16 protein-coding genes are annotated in these 20,046 nt (G+C 68.2%); 12 read left to right on the forward strand and 4 right to left on the reverse strand.

Translation table 11 applies throughout. The annotated features are described in order from the left end of the window. Positions 1–88: 88 nt before the first annotated feature. A complete protein-coding gene (gene polX, locus WS96_RS07035) occupies positions 89–1,864 on the forward strand; it encodes a DNA polymerase/3'-5' exonuclease PolX (protein ID WP_059831659.1) in 1,776 nt (591 codons plus the stop codon). 45 nt (positions 1,865–1,909) lie between these two features. Here polX and ald read toward each other — a convergent pair whose 3' ends face one another. Beyond that, positions 1,910–3,025, reverse strand: coding sequence for an alanine dehydrogenase (gene ald / locus WS96_RS07040; RefSeq protein WP_059783695.1), 1,116 nt, complete (start codon positions 3,023–3,025; stop codon positions 1,910–1,912). 291 nt (positions 3,026–3,316) lie between these two features. Between ald and WS96_RS07045 the strand changes: the two genes are divergently transcribed. The 5 genes from WS96_RS07045 (at position 3,317) to WS96_RS07065 (ending at position 10,334) form a co-directional block, all read left to right on the forward strand. Further along, positions 3,317–3,733, forward strand: coding sequence for a DUF3995 domain-containing protein (locus tag WS96_RS07045; protein ID WP_059831660.1), 417 nt, complete (start codon positions 3,317–3,319; stop codon positions 3,731–3,733). A 744-nt stretch (positions 3,734–4,477) separates the two neighbouring features. Next, on the forward strand, positions 4,478–5,218 hold the full coding sequence (locus WS96_RS07050) for a gluconate 2-dehydrogenase subunit 3 family protein (RefSeq protein ID WP_059831662.1): 741 nt from the start codon (positions 4,478–4,480) through the stop codon (positions 5,216–5,218). After that, positions 5,218–6,996 (forward strand): GMC family oxidoreductase, encoded by a 1,779-nt coding sequence (locus tag WS96_RS07055; protein ID WP_059831463.1) that lies wholly within the window; start codon positions 5,218–5,220, stop codon positions 6,994–6,996. The genes WS96_RS07050 and WS96_RS07055 overlap by 1 nt, the downstream gene beginning before the upstream one ends. Continuing rightward, on the forward strand, positions 6,993–8,420 hold the full coding sequence (locus tag WS96_RS07060; protein ID WP_059831465.1) for a c-type cytochrome: 1,428 nt from the start codon (positions 6,993–6,995) through the stop codon (positions 8,418–8,420). The genes WS96_RS07055 and WS96_RS07060 overlap by 4 nt, the downstream gene beginning before the upstream one ends. A 198-nt stretch (positions 8,421–8,618) precedes the next feature. Next, complete coding sequence (locus tag WS96_RS07065) at positions 8,619–10,334, forward strand: cation:proton antiporter domain-containing protein (RefSeq protein ID WP_059831467.1); 1,716 nt, start codon at positions 8,619–8,621, stop codon at positions 10,332–10,334. Positions 10,335–10,433: 99 nt separating this feature from the next. Here the strand turns inward: WS96_RS07065 and WS96_RS07070 are convergent, their stop codons facing one another. Together WS96_RS07070 and WS96_RS07075 are read right to left on the reverse strand one after the other, a co-directional pair. Then, a complete protein-coding gene (locus WS96_RS07070) occupies positions 10,434–12,329 on the reverse strand; it encodes a peptidoglycan D,D-transpeptidase FtsI family protein (protein ID WP_059831469.1) in 1,896 nt (631 codons plus the stop codon). A gap of 417 nt (positions 12,330–12,746) precedes the next feature. Further along, on the reverse strand, positions 12,747–13,094 hold the full coding sequence (locus tag WS96_RS07075; protein WP_059831471.1) for a DUF3564 family protein: 348 nt from the start codon (positions 13,092–13,094) through the stop codon (positions 12,747–12,749). A gap of 647 nt (positions 13,095–13,741) precedes the next feature. On the opposite strand from WS96_RS07075, the gene WS96_RS07080 reads away from it, so the two are divergent. Continuing rightward, complete coding sequence (locus tag WS96_RS07080; RefSeq protein WP_059831472.1) at positions 13,742–14,953, forward strand: SDR family oxidoreductase; 1,212 nt, start codon at positions 13,742–13,744, stop codon at positions 14,951–14,953. 55 nt (positions 14,954–15,008) lie between these two features. Here WS96_RS07080 and hpaR read toward each other — a convergent pair whose 3' ends face one another. Beyond that, positions 15,009–15,449 (reverse strand): homoprotocatechuate degradation operon regulator HpaR, encoded by a 441-nt coding sequence (gene hpaR / locus WS96_RS07085; protein WP_027782888.1) that lies wholly within the window; start codon positions 15,447–15,449, stop codon positions 15,009–15,011. Positions 15,450–15,601: 152 nt separating this feature from the next. On the opposite strand from hpaR, the gene WS96_RS07090 reads away from it, so the two are divergent. The 5 genes from WS96_RS07090 (at position 15,602) to WS96_RS07110 (ending at position 20,038) form a co-directional block, all read left to right on the forward strand. Then, a complete protein-coding gene (locus WS96_RS07090) occupies positions 15,602–16,291 on the forward strand; it encodes a fumarylacetoacetate hydrolase family protein (protein ID WP_059831474.1) in 690 nt (229 codons plus the stop codon). Next, positions 16,288–17,052 carry a fumarylacetoacetate hydrolase family protein gene (locus WS96_RS07095; RefSeq protein WP_059831476.1) on the forward strand — a complete coding sequence of 255 codons (765 nt, stop codon included), beginning with the start codon at positions 16,288–16,290 and terminating at the stop codon, positions 17,050–17,052. Before WS96_RS07090 ends, WS96_RS07095 begins: the two co-directional genes overlap by 4 nt. A 22-nt stretch (positions 17,053–17,074) precedes the next feature. Continuing rightward, on the forward strand, positions 17,075–18,538 hold the full coding sequence (gene hpaE, locus WS96_RS07100; protein WP_059783680.1) for a 5-carboxymethyl-2-hydroxymuconate semialdehyde dehydrogenase: 1,464 nt from the start codon (positions 17,075–17,077) through the stop codon (positions 18,536–18,538). Positions 18,539–18,752: 214 nt separating this feature from the next. Next, positions 18,753–19,601 (forward strand): 3,4-dihydroxyphenylacetate 2,3-dioxygenase, encoded by an 849-nt coding sequence (gene hpaD / locus WS96_RS07105; protein WP_034204956.1) that lies wholly within the window; start codon positions 18,753–18,755, stop codon positions 19,599–19,601. A gap of 44 nt (positions 19,602–19,645) precedes the next feature. After that, entirely contained in the window at positions 19,646–20,038 is a 393-nt protein-coding gene (locus tag WS96_RS07110; protein ID WP_059831478.1) for a 5-carboxymethyl-2-hydroxymuconate Delta-isomerase, read from the forward strand. The last annotated feature ends 8 nt before the right edge of the window (positions 20,039–20,046 follow it).

Below are 20,046 nucleotides of genomic sequence, written 5' to 3' on the forward strand. Positions count from 1 at the left end.
GGCGGCGTCGACACGCGGCGCCGGGCGGGCAGACGCCGTCGCGCACGTGCGCGGCGCGACATCCACGTGGAAGGGAGCCACGCCGATCATGCCGATCCACAATGCCGAGTGCGCGGCCGTGTTCGCCGAGATCGCCGACATGCTCGAGATCCAGGGCGCCAACCCGTTTCGCGTGCGTGCGTACCGCAACGCCGCGCGTACGGTCGCCGACTACGGCCGCGATATCCCGACGATGATCGCGAACGGCGACGATCTCGGGAAGATTCCGTCGATCGGAGCCGATCTCGCGGCGAAGCTGCGCGAGATCGCCGCGACCGGCACCTGCGAACTGCAGCAAACCTTGCGTCATGCGTTGCCCGGCGCGATCGTCGAGCTGCTCGATGTGCCCGGGCTCGGCGCGAAACGCGTGAAGGCGCTGCATGACGCGCTGCACGTCGATTCGCTCGAACAGTTGCGCGCCGAAGCGAAGAGCGGGCATGTGCGCGAGTTGCCGGGCTTCGGCGCGAAAACCGAAGCGCATCTGCTCGAAGCGATCGACGATCGCCTGCAGCGCGAGCCGCAACGCTTTCTGCTGCCCGACGCCGCGCAAGCGCTGATGCCGTTGCTCGAACGCCTGCGTGCGGTGGCCGGCGTCGGCAAGGCCGTGCCGGCCGGCAGCTTCCGCCGCCGTCGCGAGACGGTCGGCGATCTCGACATCCTCGTCACCGCACGCGAGCCGGCCGCGGTCGCCGAAGCGTTCGTCGGCCACGCCGACGTGGCGCGCGTGCTCGCGCACGGCAAGACCCGATCGAGCGTGACGCTTGCCAGCGGGTTGCAGGTCGACCTGCGCGTCGTCGATGCCGATGCGTTCGGCGCGGCGCTCGTCTACTTCACGGGATCGAAGGCGCACAACATCGCGCTGCGCAGGATCGCGCAGGCCGGCGGCCTGAAGATCAACGAATACGGCGTGTTTCGCGGCGACGAGCGGATTGCCGGCGCGACGGAGGCATCGGTCTATGCGGCGATCGGGCTGCACGAGGTGCCGCCCGAATTGCGCGAGGATCGCGGCGAGATCGATGCGTCGCGTGCCGGCACGCTGCCGGCGCTGGTCGAGCGCAAGCATCTCCATGGCGACCTGCACGCGCATACCGATGCGTCGGCCGGCCGCGACGGCCTGCGCGCGATGGCCGACGCCGCGCGTGCGCGCGGGCTCGCGTACCTGGCCGTCACCGACCGTGCCCCGCCCGATGGCGCCCGGGACGGCTTCGACTGGCTCGCGCGCCAGCTCGACGAGATCGATCGCGTCAACGCGACGTTCGACGATTTCGTGTTGCTCAAGGGCGTGGAAGCCGGCATTCGCGAGGACGGCAGCCTCGACGTACCCGACGCGATGCTCGGCCGGCTCGATCTCGTGGTGGGCGCGGTGCGCGACGGTTTCGACCTGCCGCGCGGCGCGCAGACCGATCGCATGCTGCGCGCGATGGACCATCCGCATTTCACGATTCTCGCGCACCCGACCGGCCGCGTGCTCGGCGAACGCGACGCCTGCGCACTCGATGTGCCGCGCGTGCTCGCGGGGGCCGCCGCGCGCGGCTGCTTCGTCGAACTCGATGCGCAGCCGCGGCGATTCGATCTGCCGGACGTCTGGTGCCGCGAGGCCGCGAAGGCCGGCGTGCCGGTCGCGATCGGTTCGGATGCGTGCAGCACGGACGAGCTCGACAACCTCGCGTTCGGCATCGATCAGGCGCGGCGCGGCTGGCTGACGCGGCAGGATGTGCTGAACACGCGCACGCTCGCGCAACTGCGGCCGCTGCTGGCGCGCACGATGGGCGGTGCGGGCAGCGCGGGCGGCGGCGCGAAGCGCAGCCGGTCGAAGGGCGCGTGAACGCAACGCGGCCGGCCGCGTTGCATGCAACTCATGCCGGCATGGTCAAGCGAGCACGCCGGTCGCCGGCACGTAGGGCAGGCCGAGCGCGAGTGCGACCGCTTCGTACGTGATGTGCCCGTCGCACACGTTCAGGCCCGCGCGCAGATGCGGATCGTCGAGCATCGCCTGCTTCCAGCCCTTGTCGGCGAGCGCGAGCGCATGGCCGAGCGTTGCATTGTTCAGCGCGAAGGTCGACGTGCGCGCGACCGCGCCGGGCATGTTCGCGACGCAGTAGTGGACCACGCCGTCGACGACGAAGGTCGGCGCCGCGTGCGTGGTCGCATGCGAGGTCTCGAAGCATCCGCCCTGATCGATCGCGACGTCGACGACGACCGCTCCCTTGCGCATCGTCGCGATCATGTCGCGCGTGACGAGCCGCGGCGCCGACGCGCCCGGCACCAGCACGGCGCCGATCACGACGTCGGCCTCGCGCACGGCTTCGTCGACCGTTTGCGCATTCGAGCAGACGGTCGCGATCCGGTTGGCGAACACGAGATCGAGCTGGCGCAACCGGTTCACGTTGTTGTCGAGCACGGTGACGCGCGCGCCCAGGCCCACCGCCATCTGCAGTGCGCCGGTGCCCACGACGCCCGCGCCGAGCACGACGACGTGCGCGGCCGGCACGCCGGGCACGCCGGCCATCAGCAGCCCGCGGCCGCCGCGCGGGCTTTCGAGGTGGGTCGCCGCGACCTGGATCGACATGCGGCCGGCGACTTCGCTCATCGGGGCGAGCAACGGCAGGCCACCGCCCGGGCCGGTCACGGTTTCGTACGCGATGCAGACCGCGCCGGATTTCACGAGCGCGGCGGCCTGAGCGGGATCGGGCGCGAGATGCAGGTACGTATAGAGGATCTGGCCGCGCCGCAGCATCGCGCATTCGGCCGGCTGAGGCTCCTTGACCTTGATGATCATGTCGGCGCGCGCGAAGATGTCGTCCGCGCCGTCGCTGAGCGATGCGCCCGCTGCCGTGTAGTCGTCGTCGAGCAGGCCGATCGCCGTGCCCGCGCCGCGTTGCACGAGCACGCGATGGCCGTGCCGCACGAGTTCGCGCGCGCCGGCCGGCGTGAGGCCGACGCGGTACTCGTGGTTCTTGATCTCTTTCGGCACACCGATCAGCATGAGTCGCCTCCATGGCCTTCGTTATCGTCGTCGTGCGGGCAGCCGGTTGCGTGGCGGCGTGCCGACCGCAGTACTGGAATAACAGGGTAGTTGTGCACGGAGGGAAGTCAAGCGGCCGGCCTGCGCGACGACGCATGCGCACTGCAACGCAACATGCGCGGCTATCGGTTGCGGCCGTTGCGACCGGACGTCGCAATGCGCGCGTGGCCGGGTTTCGGTATCGTCATGCGTGCCGCGTGCGGGAATGCTTTCGGCAAAACAACGAGACAACGAGACGAGGACTTGACCGACATGACCAGTGCGTATTTCAGCGTGCCGACGCTTTGCGCCATCGCGTTCGTGCACGTCTACTGGGCGTTCGGCGGGCGGATGGGCAAGCGCTCGGCCATTCCGGAGCACGACGGCGTACCGCTGTTGCGGCCGACCGTCGTCGGTACGCTCGCCGTCGCGGCGTCACTGCTGGGCGGCGCAGGCGTGGTCGCCGCGCGTGCCGGCTGGCTGGGGCGCAATGCGTATCCCGGCACGGTCGCGTTCGCGGTCGTTGCGCTCGCATTGATCTTCGCGGTGCGGGCCGTCGGCGATTTCCGTTACGTCGGCTTTTTCAAGCGGATTCGCGGGTCGCGTTTCGCGCGGATGGACACGCTGTATTACTCGCCGCTGTGCGCGGCGCTGGCGCTGTCGATCGCGTCGATGTTCTGGCCGTGGTGAGGGGAGCGCCGCGCGCGATTCAGCCCGCGTGCGTATCGGTCGGCGTAAGGTATTCGGCCGGCACGGCATCGTGGCTATGCATAAGAGGCGGAAGCTACCGGAGCGCGGTGCAACTCGACATCGCCATCCGAGCGGGCGTCGCCGGGAAGCGACACGCGGCCCACGTGGCTCTCACGTCTCTCACGTCTCTCACGTCCGTCACATCCCCCGCGTCCCCCGCGTCCCCGGCGCCTCGCGTCCAGCTCGTTTGCGCGACCGGCGAACGCATCCGCCATCTCGCCATCCTTGCACATTCGGTCTTGCGAACTTCCCATTGTTGCTAATTTCGATGCACTGAATTGCATCGAACCCTCTAGTAATGGAACCGGTTCCATATATAATTCGCCGCACTCGTCGCCCGGCCGGAAAAGAGGGTCGTGCACGTTGCGCTTGCTGTCCGCCGACGCGACGTCTAAGTTGAACAAGGGTCGTGGGCGATGACGGACAGATGCAGGCCGATGCCGGTATTTGTCCGACGATAGGCCCGCGAAGAGGTCCAGCCGTGCAGGGCCGCCAGCCCCGGGGCGACGTGCGGCAGCAATGACGGCGCCGCCGCGGACTGCGCCGCCGGACGCCTGCATCGAGGTTGTGCGCACCACCCGAAAGAACACGGCGACCGGCCGCCCGCGGCACGGCTGCCCGCCGGGCACGCGGCATGCGGAATGCGCGCGTCCGAACCCGATCCCCAACGATCAACATCCGACCATGTCCACGCCACCTGACAAACCCAATTCGCGTCGCCGTTTCCTGCGCACCTCGGTCGCGCTCGTGCCGATCGCGTCGGTCGCCGGCTGCGACCTGCGTTCGTCGTCGTCGTCCGCGACGACGGCCGGCAACGCGTCCACTGCGTCGGCCAGCGCCGAACGCGCGCCGTACAAGCCGACCTTTTTCGATGCGAAGGAATGGGCGTTCGTCCAGGCCGCCGTCGACCGGCTGATTCCTGCCGACGCCGAAGGCCCCGGCGCACTCGAAGCGGGCGTGCCCGAATTCATCGATCGCCAGATGGAGACGCCGTATGCGCACGGCGCGACGTGGTACATGCAGGGGCCGTTCCAGCAGGGCGTGCCCGAGCTCGGCTACCAGTTGAAGCTGGTGCCGCGCGACATCTACCGGCTCGGCATCGCGGCCGTCAACCGCTATTGCGAGAAGACGCACGGCAAGGCGTTCGCGGATCTCGACGCACCGACGCGCGACACGGTGCTCGGCGCGCTGGAGAAGGGCAGCGCGCAGATCGACGACGTCCCGCCCGGCGTGTTCCTCGGCCAGTTGCTGCAGAACACGCGCGAAGGCTACTTCTGCGATCCGGTGCATGGCGGCAATCGCGACATGGCCGCGTGGAAGATGATCGGTTTCCCGGGCGCGCGCGCGGACTTCATGGATTTCGTCAACCAGAGCGGCAAGCCCTATCCGTACGGCCCCGTCTCGATCAACGGGGAGCGCAGCTGATGGCCGCAGATAAGAAGCCGCACGTCGATGCGGTGATCGTCGGCTTCGGCTGGACCGGCGCGATTCTCGCGAAGGAACTGACCGAAGCGGGCCTGAACGTCGTCGCGCTCGAGCGCGGCGAATACCGCGACACCTATCCGGACGGCGCGTACCCGAACACGATCGACGAGCTGACCTACAACATCCGCAAGAAGCTGTTCCTCGATCTGTCGAAGACGACCGTGTCGATCCGCCATGGCCTGCAGGACACCGCGCTGCCGTACCGGCAGCTCGCCGCGTTCCTGCCGGGCGAAGGCGTCGGCGGCGCGGGGCTGCACTGGTCGGGCGTGCACTTCCGGATCACGCCGGAAGAGCTGCGCCTGCGCAGCCACTATGAAGAGCGCTACGGCAAGAAGTTCATCCCCGAAGGGATGACGATCCAGGATACGGGCGTCACGTACGACGAGCTCGAGCCGCATTTCGATTTCGCCGAGAAGGTGTTCGGCACGTCGGGGCAGGCGTACAAGGTCGGCGGCAAGGTGGTCGGCGACGGCAACGTGTTCGAGGCGAATCGCAGCGACAACTTCCCGCTGCCCGCGCAGCTCAATACGTATTCGGCGCAGCGCTTTTTCGATGCGGCGCACTCGCTCGGCCTGCATCCGTACCGGCTGCCGTCGGCGAACACGTCGGGGCCGTACACGAACCCGTACGGCGTGCAGATGGGCCCGTGCAACTTCTGCGGCTACTGCAGCGGCTACGCGTGCTACATGTACTCGAAGGCGTCGCCGAACCTGAACATCCTGCCGGCGCTGAAGCAGGCGCCGAACTTCGAGCTGCGCTCGAAGTGCCACGTGCTGCGCGTCGACCTCGACGACACGAAGAAGCGCGCGACCGGCGTGACCTACGTCGATCCGGCCGGGCGTGAAGTGCACCAGCCGGCCGATCTCGTGATCGTGGCCGCGTTCCAGTATCACAACGTGCACCTGCTGCTGCTGTCGGGCATCGGCAAGCCGTACGACCCGGTGTCGGGCGAAGGCGTCGTGGGCCGCAATTTCGCGTACCAGAACCTGTCGACGATCAAGGCGTTCTTCGACAAGGACACCTACACGAATCCATTCATCGGCGCGGGCGGCAACGGCGTCGCGGTGGACGACTTCAACGCGGACAACTTCGATCACGGCCCGCTCGGCTTCGTCGGCGGCTCGCCGCTGTGGGTGAACCAGGCCGGCGTGAAGCCGATCAGCGGCATCGCGACGCCGCCCGGCACGCCGCAGTGGGGCTCGGCGTGGAAGAAGGCGGTGAAGGACAACTACGCGCACACGATCTCGATGGATGCGCACGGCACCAACATGTCGTACCGCGACGTGTACCTCGATCTCGATCCGACCTATCGCGATTCGTACGGCCAGCCGCTGTTGCGGATGACGTTCGACTGGAAGGACAACGACATCAGGATGGCGCAGTACGTGACCGGGCAGATGAAGAAGATCGCGGAGGCGATGGGGCCGAAGGCGATCGGCGTGTCGACGCGCGAGTTCGGCAAGCACTTCGACTCGCGCCAGTACCAGACGACCCACCTCGTCGGCGGCGCGATCATGGGCACCGACCCGAAGACGAGCGTGCTGAACCGCTATCTGCAGTGCTGGGACGTGCACAACGTGTTCGTGATGGGCGCGTCCGCGCTGCCGCAGGGCATCGGCTACAACCCGACCGGGATCGTCGCGGCGCTGGCCTACTGGTCGGCACGCGCGATCCGCGAGCAGTACCTGAAAAATCCCGCCCCGCTGGTGACCGCATGAAGAGGACGATGAACCACCACAACGCCGCGCGCCGCGTTTCCCCGCTGCGGCGCGCGCTGGCGATCGGCGCGGCATGGACGGCATTCGGTCTGCCGGGCGGTGCAGCGTTCGCACAGCCCGCGTCCGCGCCGGCCGCGGCTTCGGGCCCGGCGGCCGCACCGGCGGCGCTGTCCGCCGACGCGGCCCTCGTCAAGCGCGGCGAATACCTGGCCCGCGCCGGCGACTGCATCGCCTGCCACACCGCGAGCGGCGGCAAGCCGTTCGCGGGCGGGCTGAAGTTCGACACGCCGATCGGCGGCATCTACTCGACGAACATCACGCCGGACCCGAAGACGGGCCTCGGCGGCTGGACCTACGAGGACTTCACCCGCGCGGTGCGCGAAGGCGTGCGCAAGAACGGCGACACGATGTATCCGGCCATGCCGTTCCCGTCGTATTCGCGGCTGACCGACGACGACATGAAGGCGCTGTACGCGTACTTCATGCACGGCGTCGCGCCCGTCGAGCACGAGAACCGCGCGGTCGACATCGTGTGGCCGCTGTCGATGCGCTGGCCGCTCGGCATCTGGCGCAAGATGTTCGCGCCATCGCCGAAGCCGTTCGACGCGGCGCCGTACACCGACCCGGTGGTCGCGCGCGGCGCGTATCTGGTGCAGGGGCTCGGCCACTGCGGCGCGTGTCATACGCCGCGCGCGCCGACGATGCAGGAGCGCGGGCTGACCGACGCGGACGGCCCCGACTTTCTGGCCGGCGGCGCGGCGATCGACGGCTGGGTGCCGACGAGCCTGCGCGGCGAGCCGCGCACGGGCCTCGGCACGTGGAACGAAGCCGAGATCGTGCAGTTCCTGAAGACCGGCCGCACGCTGCGCACGGCCGCGTTCGGCGGGATGACGGACGTGGTCGGCCACAGCATGCAGCACATGACCGACGACGACCTGAACGCGATCGCGCGCTACCTGAAGACGTTGTCGCCGCGCGTGCAGGGCGAGCAGCCGCACGTGTACGACGCGGCCGCCGCGAAGGCGCTGCAGACCGGCGATGCGAGCAAGCCGGGCGCGGCCGTCTATCGCGACAACTGCATGGCCTGCCATCGCAGCGACGGCCACGGCTATACGCGCGTGTTCCCGGCGCTGGCCGGCAACCCGGTCGTGCAGGGCGACGATCCGACCTCGCTGATCCATGTCGTGCTGGAAGGCAGCGCGCTGCAAGGGACGCGCACCGCGCCGTCGACCTTCACGATGCCGCCGTTCGGCTGGCGCCTGTCGGACCAGGAAGTCGCGGACGTGTCGAACTTCGTGCGCACGAGCTGGGGCAACACGGGCGCGCCGGTGACCGCCGCGCAGGTCGCGAAGGTGCGCAAGAGCGTGCCGTCGACGCGGCCCGAGCCGCCGCCGGGCGCGCGCTTCCCGCAAGCGTCGCGCTGACGGGCGCCAGCCCGCCGGCGGCCCGGCCCGCGCGACGTGCGGCCGGGCTGCGACGCGTTACCGCTGCGCAGGGGTTGCACCCCGCCAATACGCGCCGCCGCGTTGAAATTTTCGCGGCGGCGCGCCATTTTTCCGCCTCATCCCGTATCCTTTCACTCTTGAACCTTACTAATTCGTTACAAGAGCTTGGGAGGGGGGATGCCTCATGACGTCAGCCTGATTGCGTTGCTCGCGGCCGGTTTCGGTCTCGCGATGATCTTCGGTTATCTCGCGTCGCTGCTGAAAATGCCGCCGCTCGTCGGCTATCTGCTCGCCGGGATCGTGATCGGCCCCGGCACGCCCGGTTTCGTCGGCGACCTGTCGCTCGCGCAGCAGCTCGCCGAAGTCGGCGTGATGCTGCTGATGTTCGGCGTCGGTCTGCATTTTTCGCTCGGCGATCTCCTCGCGGTACGCAAGATCGCGCTGCCGGGCGCCATCGTGCAGATCACCGTCGCGACGCTGCTCGGCGGCGGGCTCGCGCTCACCTGGGGCTGGAGCCTCGGTGCGGCGCTCGTGTTCGGGCTCGCGTTGTCGGTCGCGAGTACCGTCGTGCTGCTGCGCGCACTCGAAGGGCGCGGGCTCGTCGAGACGGTCAATGGGCGCATCGCGGTCGGCTGGCTGGTCGTCGAGGATCTCGTGATGGTGCTCGTGCTGGTGCTGCTGCCGCCGGTGGCGGGGCTGCTCGGCGGCACGCCGCCCGGCGACGCGCATGCGGCCGGCGGCAGCGTGTGGGGCACGCTCGGCGTCACGATGCTGAAGGTCGCGGCGTTCATCGCGCTGATGCTGGTGGTCGGCAAGCGCGTGTTCCCGCGCATTCTTTGGCTCGTCGCGCGCACCGGCTCGCGCGAATTGTTCACACTGTGCATGATTGCCGCGGCGGTCGGCATCGCGTTCGGCGCGGCGAAGCTGTTCGACGTGTCGTTCGCGCTCGGCGCGTTCTTCGCCGGGATGATGATGCGCGAATCGGAATTCAGCCGGCGCGCGGCCGACGAGACGCTGCCGCTGCGCGACGCGTTCTCGGTGCTGTTCTTCATCTCGGTCGGCATGCTGTTCGACCCGAAGGTGCTGCTCGACGAGCCGCTGCACGTGATCGAGGTCGCGGCCATCGTGCTGATCGGCAAGACGCTCGCGGCCGTCGCGCTCGTGATCGCATTCCGCTATCCGCTGAACACGGCACTGACCGTGGGCGCCGGCCTGGCACAGATCGGCGAGTTCTCGTTCATCCTCGCGGGGCTCGGCCGCGCGCTCGGGCTGTTGTCGGCCGAAGGGCAAAGCCTGATTCTCGCGGTCGCGCTGATCTCGATCGCGATGAACACGCTGCTGTTCGCGCTGATCGATCCGGCGCTCGCTTGGATCCGCAAGCATTCGGCGTTCGCGCGCAAGCTCGAGGCGCGCGACGATCCGCTCGCCGCGCTGCCGATGTCGACGCCGCAGACGCATCTGACCGGGCAGGTCGTGATCGTCGGCTACGGCAAGGTCGGCACGCGGATCGCGCATGCGCTGGACGAGCGCGGCATCGCGTATGTCGTCGTCGAGCAGAATCGCGAGCTCGTCGAGAAGTTGCGCGCGGACGGCATCGCGGCCGTGTCGGGCGATGCGATCGAGCCGATCGTGCTCGTGCAGGCGCATATCGCCCGCGCGGGGATGCTGGTCGTGACGCTTCCCGACGTGTTCGACGTGCGGCAGATCGTCGAGATCTCGCGCACGCTCAATCCGACGCTCGAGGTCGTGCTGTGCACGAACAGCGGCGACGAGGCCGCGCTGCTGTCGAGCGAGGGCATCGGCACCGTGTTCATGGGCGAGTCGGAACTGGCGCGGGGGATGACCGAGCACGTGCTCGGCCGGATGGCGAAGCCGGCGGCAGCCACGCATTGACGGCACGCAGCCGCCATCGGCCCTGCGTGCTTCAGTCTCGGCGGCGCGTTCCAGGCGCGCGGGATCGGGCGATGCGGACACGGCATCGCCCGTGACGCGTCAACCTGCGGTAGCCGCTTTCGCGGGCGCGGGAGCCCCGGATCGCGCGGCCGTCTTGAGCGATGCCGATGGTTTCTGCGTGACGGTCGTCGTTGCCGCCGCCGCTTTCGGCGCCGCGACCGTCTTCTGCGGCGCGGCGATCTTCGCCGGCGCATTCTTCTCCGGCTCGACCGGCGCGTCGGGCGGCACGCCGAGCAATTGCAGCGAGCCGCTCGTGACCGACGCGAACACCGGGCCGGCCACCGTGCCGCCGTAGTAGCCCTTGCCGCGCGGCTCGTCGATCATCACCGCGACGATCAGGCGCGGGTTGCTCATCGGCGCCATGCCCGCGAACAGCGCGCGGTACTTGCCCTTCGCATAGGTCGCGCCGACCTGCTTGCGCGCGGTGCCCGTCTTGCCGCCGATCCGGTAGCCGTCGACGCGCGCGCGGCGCCCCGTACCGCCTTCTCCCACCGCCATTTCCAGCATCGAGCGGATCGCCGCCGCCGTCTGCGGCGACGTCACGCGATGGCCGCGATGCGCGTCGATCGTTTGCTGGTCGGTGCCGTTCTTCAGCAGCGACACCGGGTGCAGCGTGCCGTCGCCCGCATAGGCCGTGTAGGTCTGCGCGATCTGCAGCAGCGACATCGACAGCCCGTAGCCGTACGCCATCGTCGCCTGCTCGATCGGCCGCCAGCGCTTGTAGCCGCGCAGCCGGCCCGACGCGACGCCCGGGAAGGTCAGTTCCGGCGCGCGGCCGATCCCGTATTCCTGGTACTTGTTCCAGATCGTTTCGGCAGGCAGGTTCAACGCGAGCTTCGCGAGCGCGACGTTGCTCGACTTCTGCAGCGCCTGCGCGACCGTCAGCGAGCCGTGGTTCGATGTGTCGTGGATCACGGCCGGGCCGATCTTGTAGGTGCCCGGCGACGTGTTGATGATCGTGTTCGGCGTGACCTTGCGCTCGTCGATCGACAACGCGACGACGAGCGGCTTGATCGTCGAGCCCGGTTCGAACGTGTCGATCACCGCGCGGTTGCGCAGCTGCTGGCCGGTGAGGCGCGCACGGTCGTTCGGATCGAAGGTCGGGTAGTTCGCGAGCGCGAGGATCTCGCCGTTCTGCGCGTCGAGCACGACGACGCTGCCGGCCAGCGCGTTGTTCTCGATCACGGCGGCCTTCAGCTGGCTGAACGCGAGCTGCTGGATGCGCCGGTCGATCGTCAGCTCGATCGTCGCGCCGTGCTGCGCCGGCACGAGCGGACGCGTGTCCGACACGATGCGGCCGAGCCGGTCGCGGATTACCTCGCGCTGGCCCGACGTGCCCTGCAGGCGCGCGTTCGCCGCGAGCTCGACACCTTCCTGGCCCGTGTCCTCGATGTTCGTGAACCCGACCACGTGCGCGGCCGATTCGCCTTCCGGGTAGAAGCGCTTCGAATCGGCGATCTGCGTGACGCCGTCGATCGCGAGCTTGTCGAGGCGGCTCGCGGTGTCCGCGTCGACCTGCCGCTTGAGCAGCACGAACGTCTTGTCGTTGCCGAGACGTCGCTTTACCTCGACGAGCGGCATGTCGAGCAGCTTCGCGAGCTGCGGGTAATCGGTGTCGGCGACCTGTTTCGGGTTCGCCCAGATTTCATAGGTCGCCAGGCTGACCGCGAGCATCGCGCCGTTGCGGTCGACGATGCGCCCGCGCATCGCGTCGAGCTCGATCGTGCGCTGATAGCGCTTCTGGCCCTGGCCGACGTAGAAATCCTGATTCGCGACCTGCACCCAGAAAGCGCGCGCGATCAGCGCCGCGAACGCGAGGAACACGACGACCACGATCAGCCGCGAGCGCCACATCGGCAGGCGCGACGCGAGCATCGGATTCTTGGTCGCCGCCGCGTACGGATCGGCAGGGTGGGTCTTCTTTTTCACGCTCATGCAAGGGCCGGGTCGGGCCGCCAAGTGGCGGCTGGTCAGTCTGAATAATGCGATTGTAATAAATGAGTAAACATCGTGTGGGGGAAGTATGTTCCGGCCCCGCAAAAAAGGCGAACGGCAGGCGGTCCGGAAAGGGAGAGGAAGAGAGGAAGGGCGGAGCCGACGCAGGATTGCGTGCCGGGTGCGGGTGATGGAACACGGACGATCCCTCGCATGCCGATCCGGGCATGCGGCCTCCGACCGGCCCGATCTCGATCGCCCCCGGCGCGCGATCAATTGCCCGCACTCCGGTTATTTCTTTAATCCCGAAAATGAAAAGCGCCTCCAGCCGAGGCGCCATTCATGCTGAATATCGAAATGAATATCACTGTTACCGGAATAAACCCGAAAACCGCAGACGATTGATGTCAATAATACCTATCGGGCAACGGAAATAAATTCCCGGTATTCCGGCGGGGTCGTGCAGGTATCGACCGCCTGCAGGCGCCACGCGCCGTCGGGATGCTCGCCGGCGAGCACCGCGGGGCCCTGTTCGCGCCGCGTCGCATCGAACGACAGCCCCTTCAACTGGCAGACGGCATGGCCGCCGTCCGCCGCGCAGAGCGCCATCGCGCCTTCCACGTCGCGGACCTTGCCCCAGGTCGGAAGGTCGATGCCCTGATGTGCCTCGCGCGACCACAGTCCTTCGTCGGTGTCGACCCACAATACCGCGAACGATTGCCGGGTTGCCGATTCGCTGCCATTAATCCGAATGGTGAGGCGCATTGCATCGTCTCCTGAAAAAAATGACACATTCGATCGTTTGGACTTGAACAGTCTAGATAGACTGGTGTGAAACGCAAGTGATAATCCGCAATAACTCCGGATCGAGTCTATTTCGATTTCAGATGAAACGACGTCTGACGATTCATGGTCGTTCCCGAGGCGTCAGCACACGCGGGCGATACCGGCGACCACGGTGTCCGGGCGGGCACGCGCGGCGGTCCGGACATGGGATGACAGGGGGCGGCCCGCGTCGATTCGTCGCGTGCCGGCCGCCGTCGAAACCGGGACGAGCGATACGATCCGGCACCCGTCGAATGCAGCCGGACCGAACCTGTCGGCGTTTCGACGCGGCGGCCGGCACGACACACTCCGACAATCGCGTACAAATCGGCACACTTTCACGAAACTTTCGGAACAGACTTGCATGCGGTCCGGCCCCACACTGGACGCTTCCCGATCCTGCGCGACGAACGCCCGTCCGCGCCGGCTGCCGCCGCCTCGTGCCAGAGCGCGATCGACGCGATCGCTGGCCGCACGCCCGATCGGGAGCCGCCGGGGCGCGTCAGCCCCGGCGCGGCCAGTGAGCCGTGCGCCGTCCGCAACCGCGGGCGCCGCGCCGCCTGGCCGATTCTTCGAAGGAGACTATCGTGCTGATCTGGAAAACCGCGTTGTCGCTGAACTGGCGGACGAGCCTCGTGTCGCCGGCCAGCGCACCGGTCGCGGCGGCGAACGTCGGACGGCTGGTGCTGACCGGCGCGACCGGTTTCATCGGCAGTACCGTGCTGACGGCGCTCGTCAATGCAGGGCTGCTCGAACGCATCGTCTGCGTCGTGCGCGCGCAGGATCGCGGCCATGCGGTCGCGCGGCTGCGTGAAGCTGCGCTGCGCGCGGGGCTCGCGCCGTACTGGGCGTCGCGCCTGACCGATGCGAACGTGATCGTCGGCGCGCTCGCCGACGTGTGGCACGGCGCCGATGCGCCGCGCCTGGCCGGCGCGACCCACGTGATTCACTGCGCGGGCCATGCGTCGCCGGCCGACGGCGCGCACCTGCGGGCCGACATCGCCGATGCGGTGCACTTCGCCGAACGCTTTGCGCGCGCGCCGCGCCTGCAGCGCTTCGTCTACGTCGGCACGGCCTACGCGCATGCCGGCCGTGGCGGGATCGTGCAGGAGGAGGCGGAACGCGACGCGGCGAACGATGCCGCGCCGGGCGACGAAGGCCTGCCGGGCGCGGTGCTCGCGGCCGGCTACCTGCACGCGAAGGCGGAGACGGAACAGCGCCTGCGTGCGCTCGGGCTGCCGCTCGTCGTCGTGCGGCCGTCGCACGTGGTCGGCCACACGGTGCTCGGTACGCGGCCCGCGCCGAATTCGTTCTGGATGTTCCGGCTCGCGCATGCGGCACGCCGCTTCACCGCGCGGCCGATGACGCGCATCGACATCGTGTCGGTGGACGACGTGGCGCGCGCGACGATGCTGCTGGCCGTCAAGCCGACGCTCGCGCACGACGTCTATCACGTGTCGGCCGGCGACGAGGCGCCGCAGGTCGCGCAGATCGTGCGTGCGATGGACGAGGCGGCGGGGATGACCGGGGCGCCGCGCTACGCGGCATGCGCGCCGGCCGAACTGCCGCTCGTCGTGCGCGACGTGCTCGGGCGCCGCGATCCGGCACTCGAGCGCGTGATCGGCCGGGCGTTGCAGCGTTGCGGGGAATTCGCGACGGTCGATCGCGTGTTCGACAATCGCCGCGTGCGCGACGAGATCGATTTCGAGCCGTTGCCGTTCATCGACTACGTCGAGGAATGCATGCGCACGTCGCGCGGGGTGGCCGTGACCGAGCTGATGCGCGGCGCGATCCACTGACCGCCCGCGTCGCATCGGCGCCCGTTGCCGCACGTGGCGGGCGCGGGCGCCGTCTTTACGCGTGGCTGCCGAGCTCGATGAGCCGGTCGAGCGCGCGGTAGATATCCTCGAGGCCGTCCTGGCCGAATCGCGATTCGAGCTGGCGATATTGCTCGTCGATGCGCGGACCGATTTCCGTCACCAGTTTCCTGCTTTGCGGCGTCAGGCTGACCAGCAGCCGGCGCTGGTCCTCCTGCGCGCGCATGCGCGTGATCAGGCCGTCGCGCTCCATCCGTTCCAGCACGCCGGTCAGGCTCGGGCTCAGGATGCAGCAGCGTTTCGCGATCTGCCCGGCTTCGAGCGCCTGCGCCGGTTCGCCGTCGAGCACGCGAATGATCCGCCATTGCTGTTCGGTCAGCGAGAATTCCTTGAGAATGGGGCGAAACAGGCCCATCAGCGTTTCGCGGGCCTCGAGCAGCAGCATGGCCAGGTTGCGATGGTCGAGCGTACGGTTCATCAGGGTGAGCAGAGGACGGGGACGCATCAATCTTAACAGCCGAAGCTGATGAATTTCGCGTATCAGGGTAATCGAGGTTGCCAGCACCCGATTGTTTACTTAAGATATTAACTATTGACGATGCGCCGCGACGCGCGGCAGGGGAATGACGCATGGAGCTGTCTTGCACGACCGCCGCGGCGCCGCCGTTGCCGGTCGCCATCGGTACCGTCTACGGCGCGCTGCTCAACGAGCGCGCGGCGCTCGCCGCGCTCGGCGATGCGGTGAACGCCCCGCCTTACGGCCGCCCGCCGCAGGCGCCGATCCTGTACATCAAATCCGCCAACACGCATGTGGCCGACGGTGCCGCCGTCGTCGTGCCGGCCGGCGTCGACGCGCTCGAGATCGGTGCGTCGGTGGCCGTCGTGTTCGCGCGGCGCGCGACGCGCGTGGCGGCCGCGCAGGCGCTCGACTACGTGCACGGCTTCACGCTCGCGAGCGACGTGTCGGTGCCGCATCCCGATTACTACCGTCCGGCCGTGCGTTTCAAGTGCCGTGACGGCTTTTGCCCGCTCGGCCCGGCGATCGTGCCGGCCGCCGCGCTCGCCGACGTCGACGCGATCGGCCTGACGGTGCGGATCGACGGCGAGGTGGCCGCGTCCGCATCGACCGCGACGCTGATTCGCCCGGTGCGCGAGCTGATCGCCGACGTGACGGCCTTCATGTCGTTCGACGCGGGAGACGTGCTGCTGCTCGGCGTCGCGGGCGGCGCACCGCGCGCCCGCGCGGGCAGCGCGATCGAGATCGCCGCGGCCGGCATCGGCGCGTTGCGGCATACGCTGATTGCGGAGGAAGCACGATGAAGACGGCGCGCGTGATCTACAACGGCGCACTGCATGCAGCCGAACCGGCCGGCGACGGCGCGATCCGCCTCGATACGGGGCGCGTGCTGGCGGAGGACGCGGTGGCATGGCTGCCGCCCGTCGCGCCGCGTACGACGTTCGCGCTCGGCCTGAACTACGCCGACCATGCGAAGGAACTCGCCTTCAATGCGCCGAGCGAACCGCTGATCTTCCTGAAGGGGCCGAACACGTTCGTCGGCCACCGGTCGCGCACGGTGCGCCCGGCGGACGCCACGCACATGCACTACGAGTGCGAGCTGGCCGTCGTGATCGGCCGGCCCGCGCGCCACGTGAGCCGCGCGCAGGCCATCGACTACGTGGCCGGCTATACGGTCGCGAACGACTACGCGATCCGCGACTATCTCGAGAACTACTACCGTCCGAACCTGCGCGTGAAGAACCGCGACACCTGCACGCCGCTCGGGCCGTGGTTCGTCAGCCGCGACGAGATCGGCGACGCGGGCGACCTGGCGCTGCGCACGACGGTGAACGGCCGGCAGACGCAGCGCGGCAGCACGCGCGACATGGTCTTCGACGTGCCGGCGCTGATCGAGCACATCAGCAGCTTCATGACGCTCGCGCCGGGCGACCTGATCCTGACCGGCACGCCCGAGGGGCTGGCGGACACGCAGCCGGGCGACGAGGTCGTGACCGAAATCGAAGGGATCGGCCGGCTCGTGAACACGATCGTCGGCGAAGCAGACTACTATCGCGCCGGCTGAGCCCGTCGCCCAAGGAGAGCACATGACCATCAAGCACTGGATCGACGGCCGCGAAGTGGAGAGCCGCGAAACCTTCACGACGCTGAACCCGGCGACGGGCGACGTCATCACCGACGTCGCGTCGGGCGGCGAGGCAGAGGTCGACGCGGCCGTGCGCGCGGCGAAGGAAGCGTTCCCGAAATGGGCGAACACGCCGGCGAAGGAGCGCGCGAAGCTGATGCGCAAGCTCGGCGAGCTGATCGAGCGGAACGTGCCGATGCTCGCGGCGCTGGAGACGCAGGACACCGGCCTGCCGATCGCGCAGACGAGCAAGCAGTTGATTCCGCGCGCGTCCGAGAACTTCAACTTCTTCGCGGAAGTGTGCGTGCAGATGAACGGCCGGACCTATCCGGTCGACGATCAGATGCTGAACTACACGCTGTACCAGCCGGTCGGCGTGTGCGCGCTGGTGTCGCCGTGGAACGTGCCGTTCATGACGGCCACGTGGAAGACGGCGCCGTGTCTCGCGCTCGGCAACACGGCCGTGCTGAAGATGTCGGAGCTGTCGCCGCTGACGGCCGACCAGCTCGGCCGGCTCGCGCTCGAAGCCGGCATCCCGCCCGGCGTGCTGAACGTCGTGCAGGGTTACGGCGCGACGGCCGGCGATGCGCTCGTGCGGCATCCGGACGTGCGCGCGGTGTCGTTCACGGGCGGCACGGTCACGGGCAAGCGGATCATGGAGCGCGCGGGCCTGAAGAAGTACTCGATGGAGCTCGGCGGCAAGTCGCCGGTGCTGATCTTCGACGACGCCGATTTCGACCGCGCGCTCGACGCGTCGTTGTTCACGATCTTCTCGATCAACGGCGAACGCTGTACGGCCGGCTCGCGGATCTTCGTGCAGCGCACGATCTACGACCGCTTCGTGCAGGAATTCGCGCGTCGCGCGAACAACCTGGTGGTCGGCGATCCGGCCGATCCGGGCACCCATCTCGGCGCGATGATCACGCGCCAGCACTGGGAGAAGGTGACGGGCTACATCCGCATCGGCGAGCAGGAGGGCGCGCGCGTGGTGGCGGGCGGCGCGGACAAGCCGGCCGGGTTGCCCGATCGTTTGCGCAACGGCAACTTCGTGCGGCCGACCGTATTCGCCGACGTCGACAACCGGATGCGCATCGCGCAGGAAGAGATCTTCGGGCCGGTCGCGTGCATCATCCCGTTCGAGAACGAGGAAGAAGGTCTGCGGCTCGCGAACGACACGGCGTACGGCCTCGCGTCGTACATCTGGACGCAGGACGTCGGCAAGGTGCATCGGCTCGCCCGGGGCATCGAGGCCGGGATGGTGTTCGTGAACAGCCAGAACGTGCGCGACCTGCGCCAGCCGTTCGGCGGCGTGAAGGAATCGGGCACCGGGCGCGAAGGCGGCGAGTACAGCTTCGAGGTGTTTGCGGAGATCAAGAACGTGTGCATCTCGATGGGTTCGCATCACATTCCTCGCTGGGGCGTGTAACGGGAGCGGATCGTGTTGCCGCAAGAACGAACGACTCCTTGGCCGGCACGCCGGCCAAGCATGGGGCCAGCGTAAGCGCTAAAGCGCTAACTCCGGTCGACCGCGAAGCATGGGACCGGAGTAACCGCTAAAGCGCTAACTCCGGTCGACCGCGAAGCATGGGACCGGAGTAACCGCTAAAGCGCTAACTCCGGTCGACAGGGAGACTTGAACGATGGGCAAATTGTCCCTCGCCGCGAAGATCACGCACGTGCCGTCGATGTACCTGTCGGAATTGCCCGGCCGGCATCACGGCTGCCGTGATGCGGCGATCCGTGGCCATCAGCTGATCGGCGAGCGCTGCCGCGCGCTCGGCGTCGACACGATCGTCGTGTCGGACGTGCACTGGCTCGTCAACGCGGGCTATCACGTGAACTGCAATGCGCGATTCGCCGGCACCTATACGAGCAACGAGCTGCCGCATTTCATCCGCGACATGCAGTACGCGTATCCGGGCAACCCGGCGCTCGGCCGGCTGATCGCGGAAACGGCCACCGCGCGCGGCGTCGCGACGCGGGCGCACGAGATCGACAGCCTCGAGCTCGAATACGGCACGCTCGTGCCGATGCGCTACATGAACGGCGACCAGCACTTCAAGGTCGTGTCGATCGCCGGCTGGTGCATGTGGCACACGCTCGACGAAAGCCGGCGCTTCGGCGAGGCGCTGCTCGAAGCGATCGAGAAGAGCGATTCGAACGTCGCGTTCCTCGCGAGCGGCTCGCTGTCGCACCGCTTCAACGACAACGGCAGCCCCGAGGAATCGATCCACGAGATCAGCCGCGAATTCTTCCGGCAGGTCGACCTGCGCGTGGTCGAGCTGTGGAAACAGGGCGATTTCAAGACCTTCTGCGCGATGCTGCCGGAGTACAACGTGCATTGCCACGGCGAAGGCGGCATGCACGACACGGCGATGCTGCTCGGGCTGCTCGGCTGGGATCGTTACGACCGGCCCGTCGAGATCGTCACCGATTATTTCGCGAGCTCGGGCACCGGGCAGATCAACGCGATCTTCCCGCTGCCCTGAGCGTTGCCGCCCGCCCCGCATTCGAATCCGACCGGAGACTTGCCATGCCCCACATCGTCGTCGAATACACCGCGAACATCTGCGACGACGCACGCATTCCCGTGCTGCTGCGCACGATCAACGCGACGCTGATCGCCCAGGGCGGCGTGTTCCCGACCGGCGGCATCCGCTCGCGCGCGATCGAGCTGCACGACTACTGCGTCGCCGACGGCACGGAGGACGACGCGTTCGTCCACGTGACGCTGAAGATCGGTTCGGGCCGCACCGACGCGCAGAAAAAGGCTGCGTGCGACGCGCTGTTCGACGCGATCAAGGTGCATTTCGCCGAGTTGTACGCGACACGCTACCTTGCGCTGTCGATGGAGCTGACCGAGTTCAGCGAAAGCGGCTCGTACAAGCACAACAACATTCACGCCCGCTACCAGCGGGCCGGCTGAACGCCATT

Source organism: Burkholderia sp. MSMB1835 (genome assembly GCF_001526365.1).
Lineage (GTDB): Bacteria > Pseudomonadota > Gammaproteobacteria > Burkholderiales > Burkholderiaceae > Burkholderia.

What these genes read in the sequence shown, in the direction of transcription:
- polX (WP_059831659.1), top strand. Translation starts at nt 89, where the DNA reads ATGCCGATCCACAATGCCGAGTGCGCGGCCGTGTTCGCCGAGATCGCC.
- ald (WP_059783695.1), bottom strand. Translation starts at nt 3,025, where the DNA reads ATGCTGATCGGTGTGCCGAAAGAGATCAAGAACCACGAGTACCGCGTC.
- WS96_RS07045 (WP_059831660.1), top strand. Translation starts at nt 3,317, where the DNA reads ATGACCAGTGCGTATTTCAGCGTGCCGACGCTTTGCGCCATCGCGTTC.
- WS96_RS07050 (WP_059831662.1), top strand. Translation starts at nt 4,478, where the DNA reads ATGTCCACGCCACCTGACAAACCCAATTCGCGTCGCCGTTTCCTGCGC.
- WS96_RS07055 (WP_059831463.1), top strand. Translation starts at nt 5,218, where the DNA reads ATGGCCGCAGATAAGAAGCCGCACGTCGATGCGGTGATCGTCGGCTTC.
- WS96_RS07060 (WP_059831465.1), top strand. Translation starts at nt 6,993, where the DNA reads ATGAAGAGGACGATGAACCACCACAACGCCGCGCGCCGCGTTTCCCCG.
- WS96_RS07065 (WP_059831467.1), top strand. Translation starts at nt 8,619, where the DNA reads ATGCCTCATGACGTCAGCCTGATTGCGTTGCTCGCGGCCGGTTTCGGT.
- WS96_RS07070 (WP_059831469.1), bottom strand. Translation starts at nt 12,329, where the DNA reads ATGAGCGTGAAAAAGAAGACCCACCCTGCCGATCCGTACGCGGCGGCG.
- WS96_RS07075 (WP_059831471.1), bottom strand. Translation starts at nt 13,094, where the DNA reads ATGCGCCTCACCATTCGGATTAATGGCAGCGAATCGGCAACCCGGCAA.
- hpaR (WP_027782888.1), bottom strand. Translation starts at nt 15,449, where the DNA reads ATGAACCGTACGCTCGACCATCGCAACCTGGCCATGCTGCTGCTCGAG.
- WS96_RS07090 (WP_059831474.1), top strand. Translation starts at nt 15,602, where the DNA reads ATGGAGCTGTCTTGCACGACCGCCGCGGCGCCGCCGTTGCCGGTCGCC.
- WS96_RS07095 (WP_059831476.1), top strand. Translation starts at nt 16,288, where the DNA reads ATGAAGACGGCGCGCGTGATCTACAACGGCGCACTGCATGCAGCCGAA.
- hpaE (WP_059783680.1), top strand. Translation starts at nt 17,075, where the DNA reads ATGACCATCAAGCACTGGATCGACGGCCGCGAAGTGGAGAGCCGCGAA.
- hpaD (WP_034204956.1), top strand. Translation starts at nt 18,753, where the DNA reads ATGGGCAAATTGTCCCTCGCCGCGAAGATCACGCACGTGCCGTCGATG.
- WS96_RS07110 (WP_059831478.1), top strand. Translation starts at nt 19,646, where the DNA reads ATGCCCCACATCGTCGTCGAATACACCGCGAACATCTGCGACGACGCA.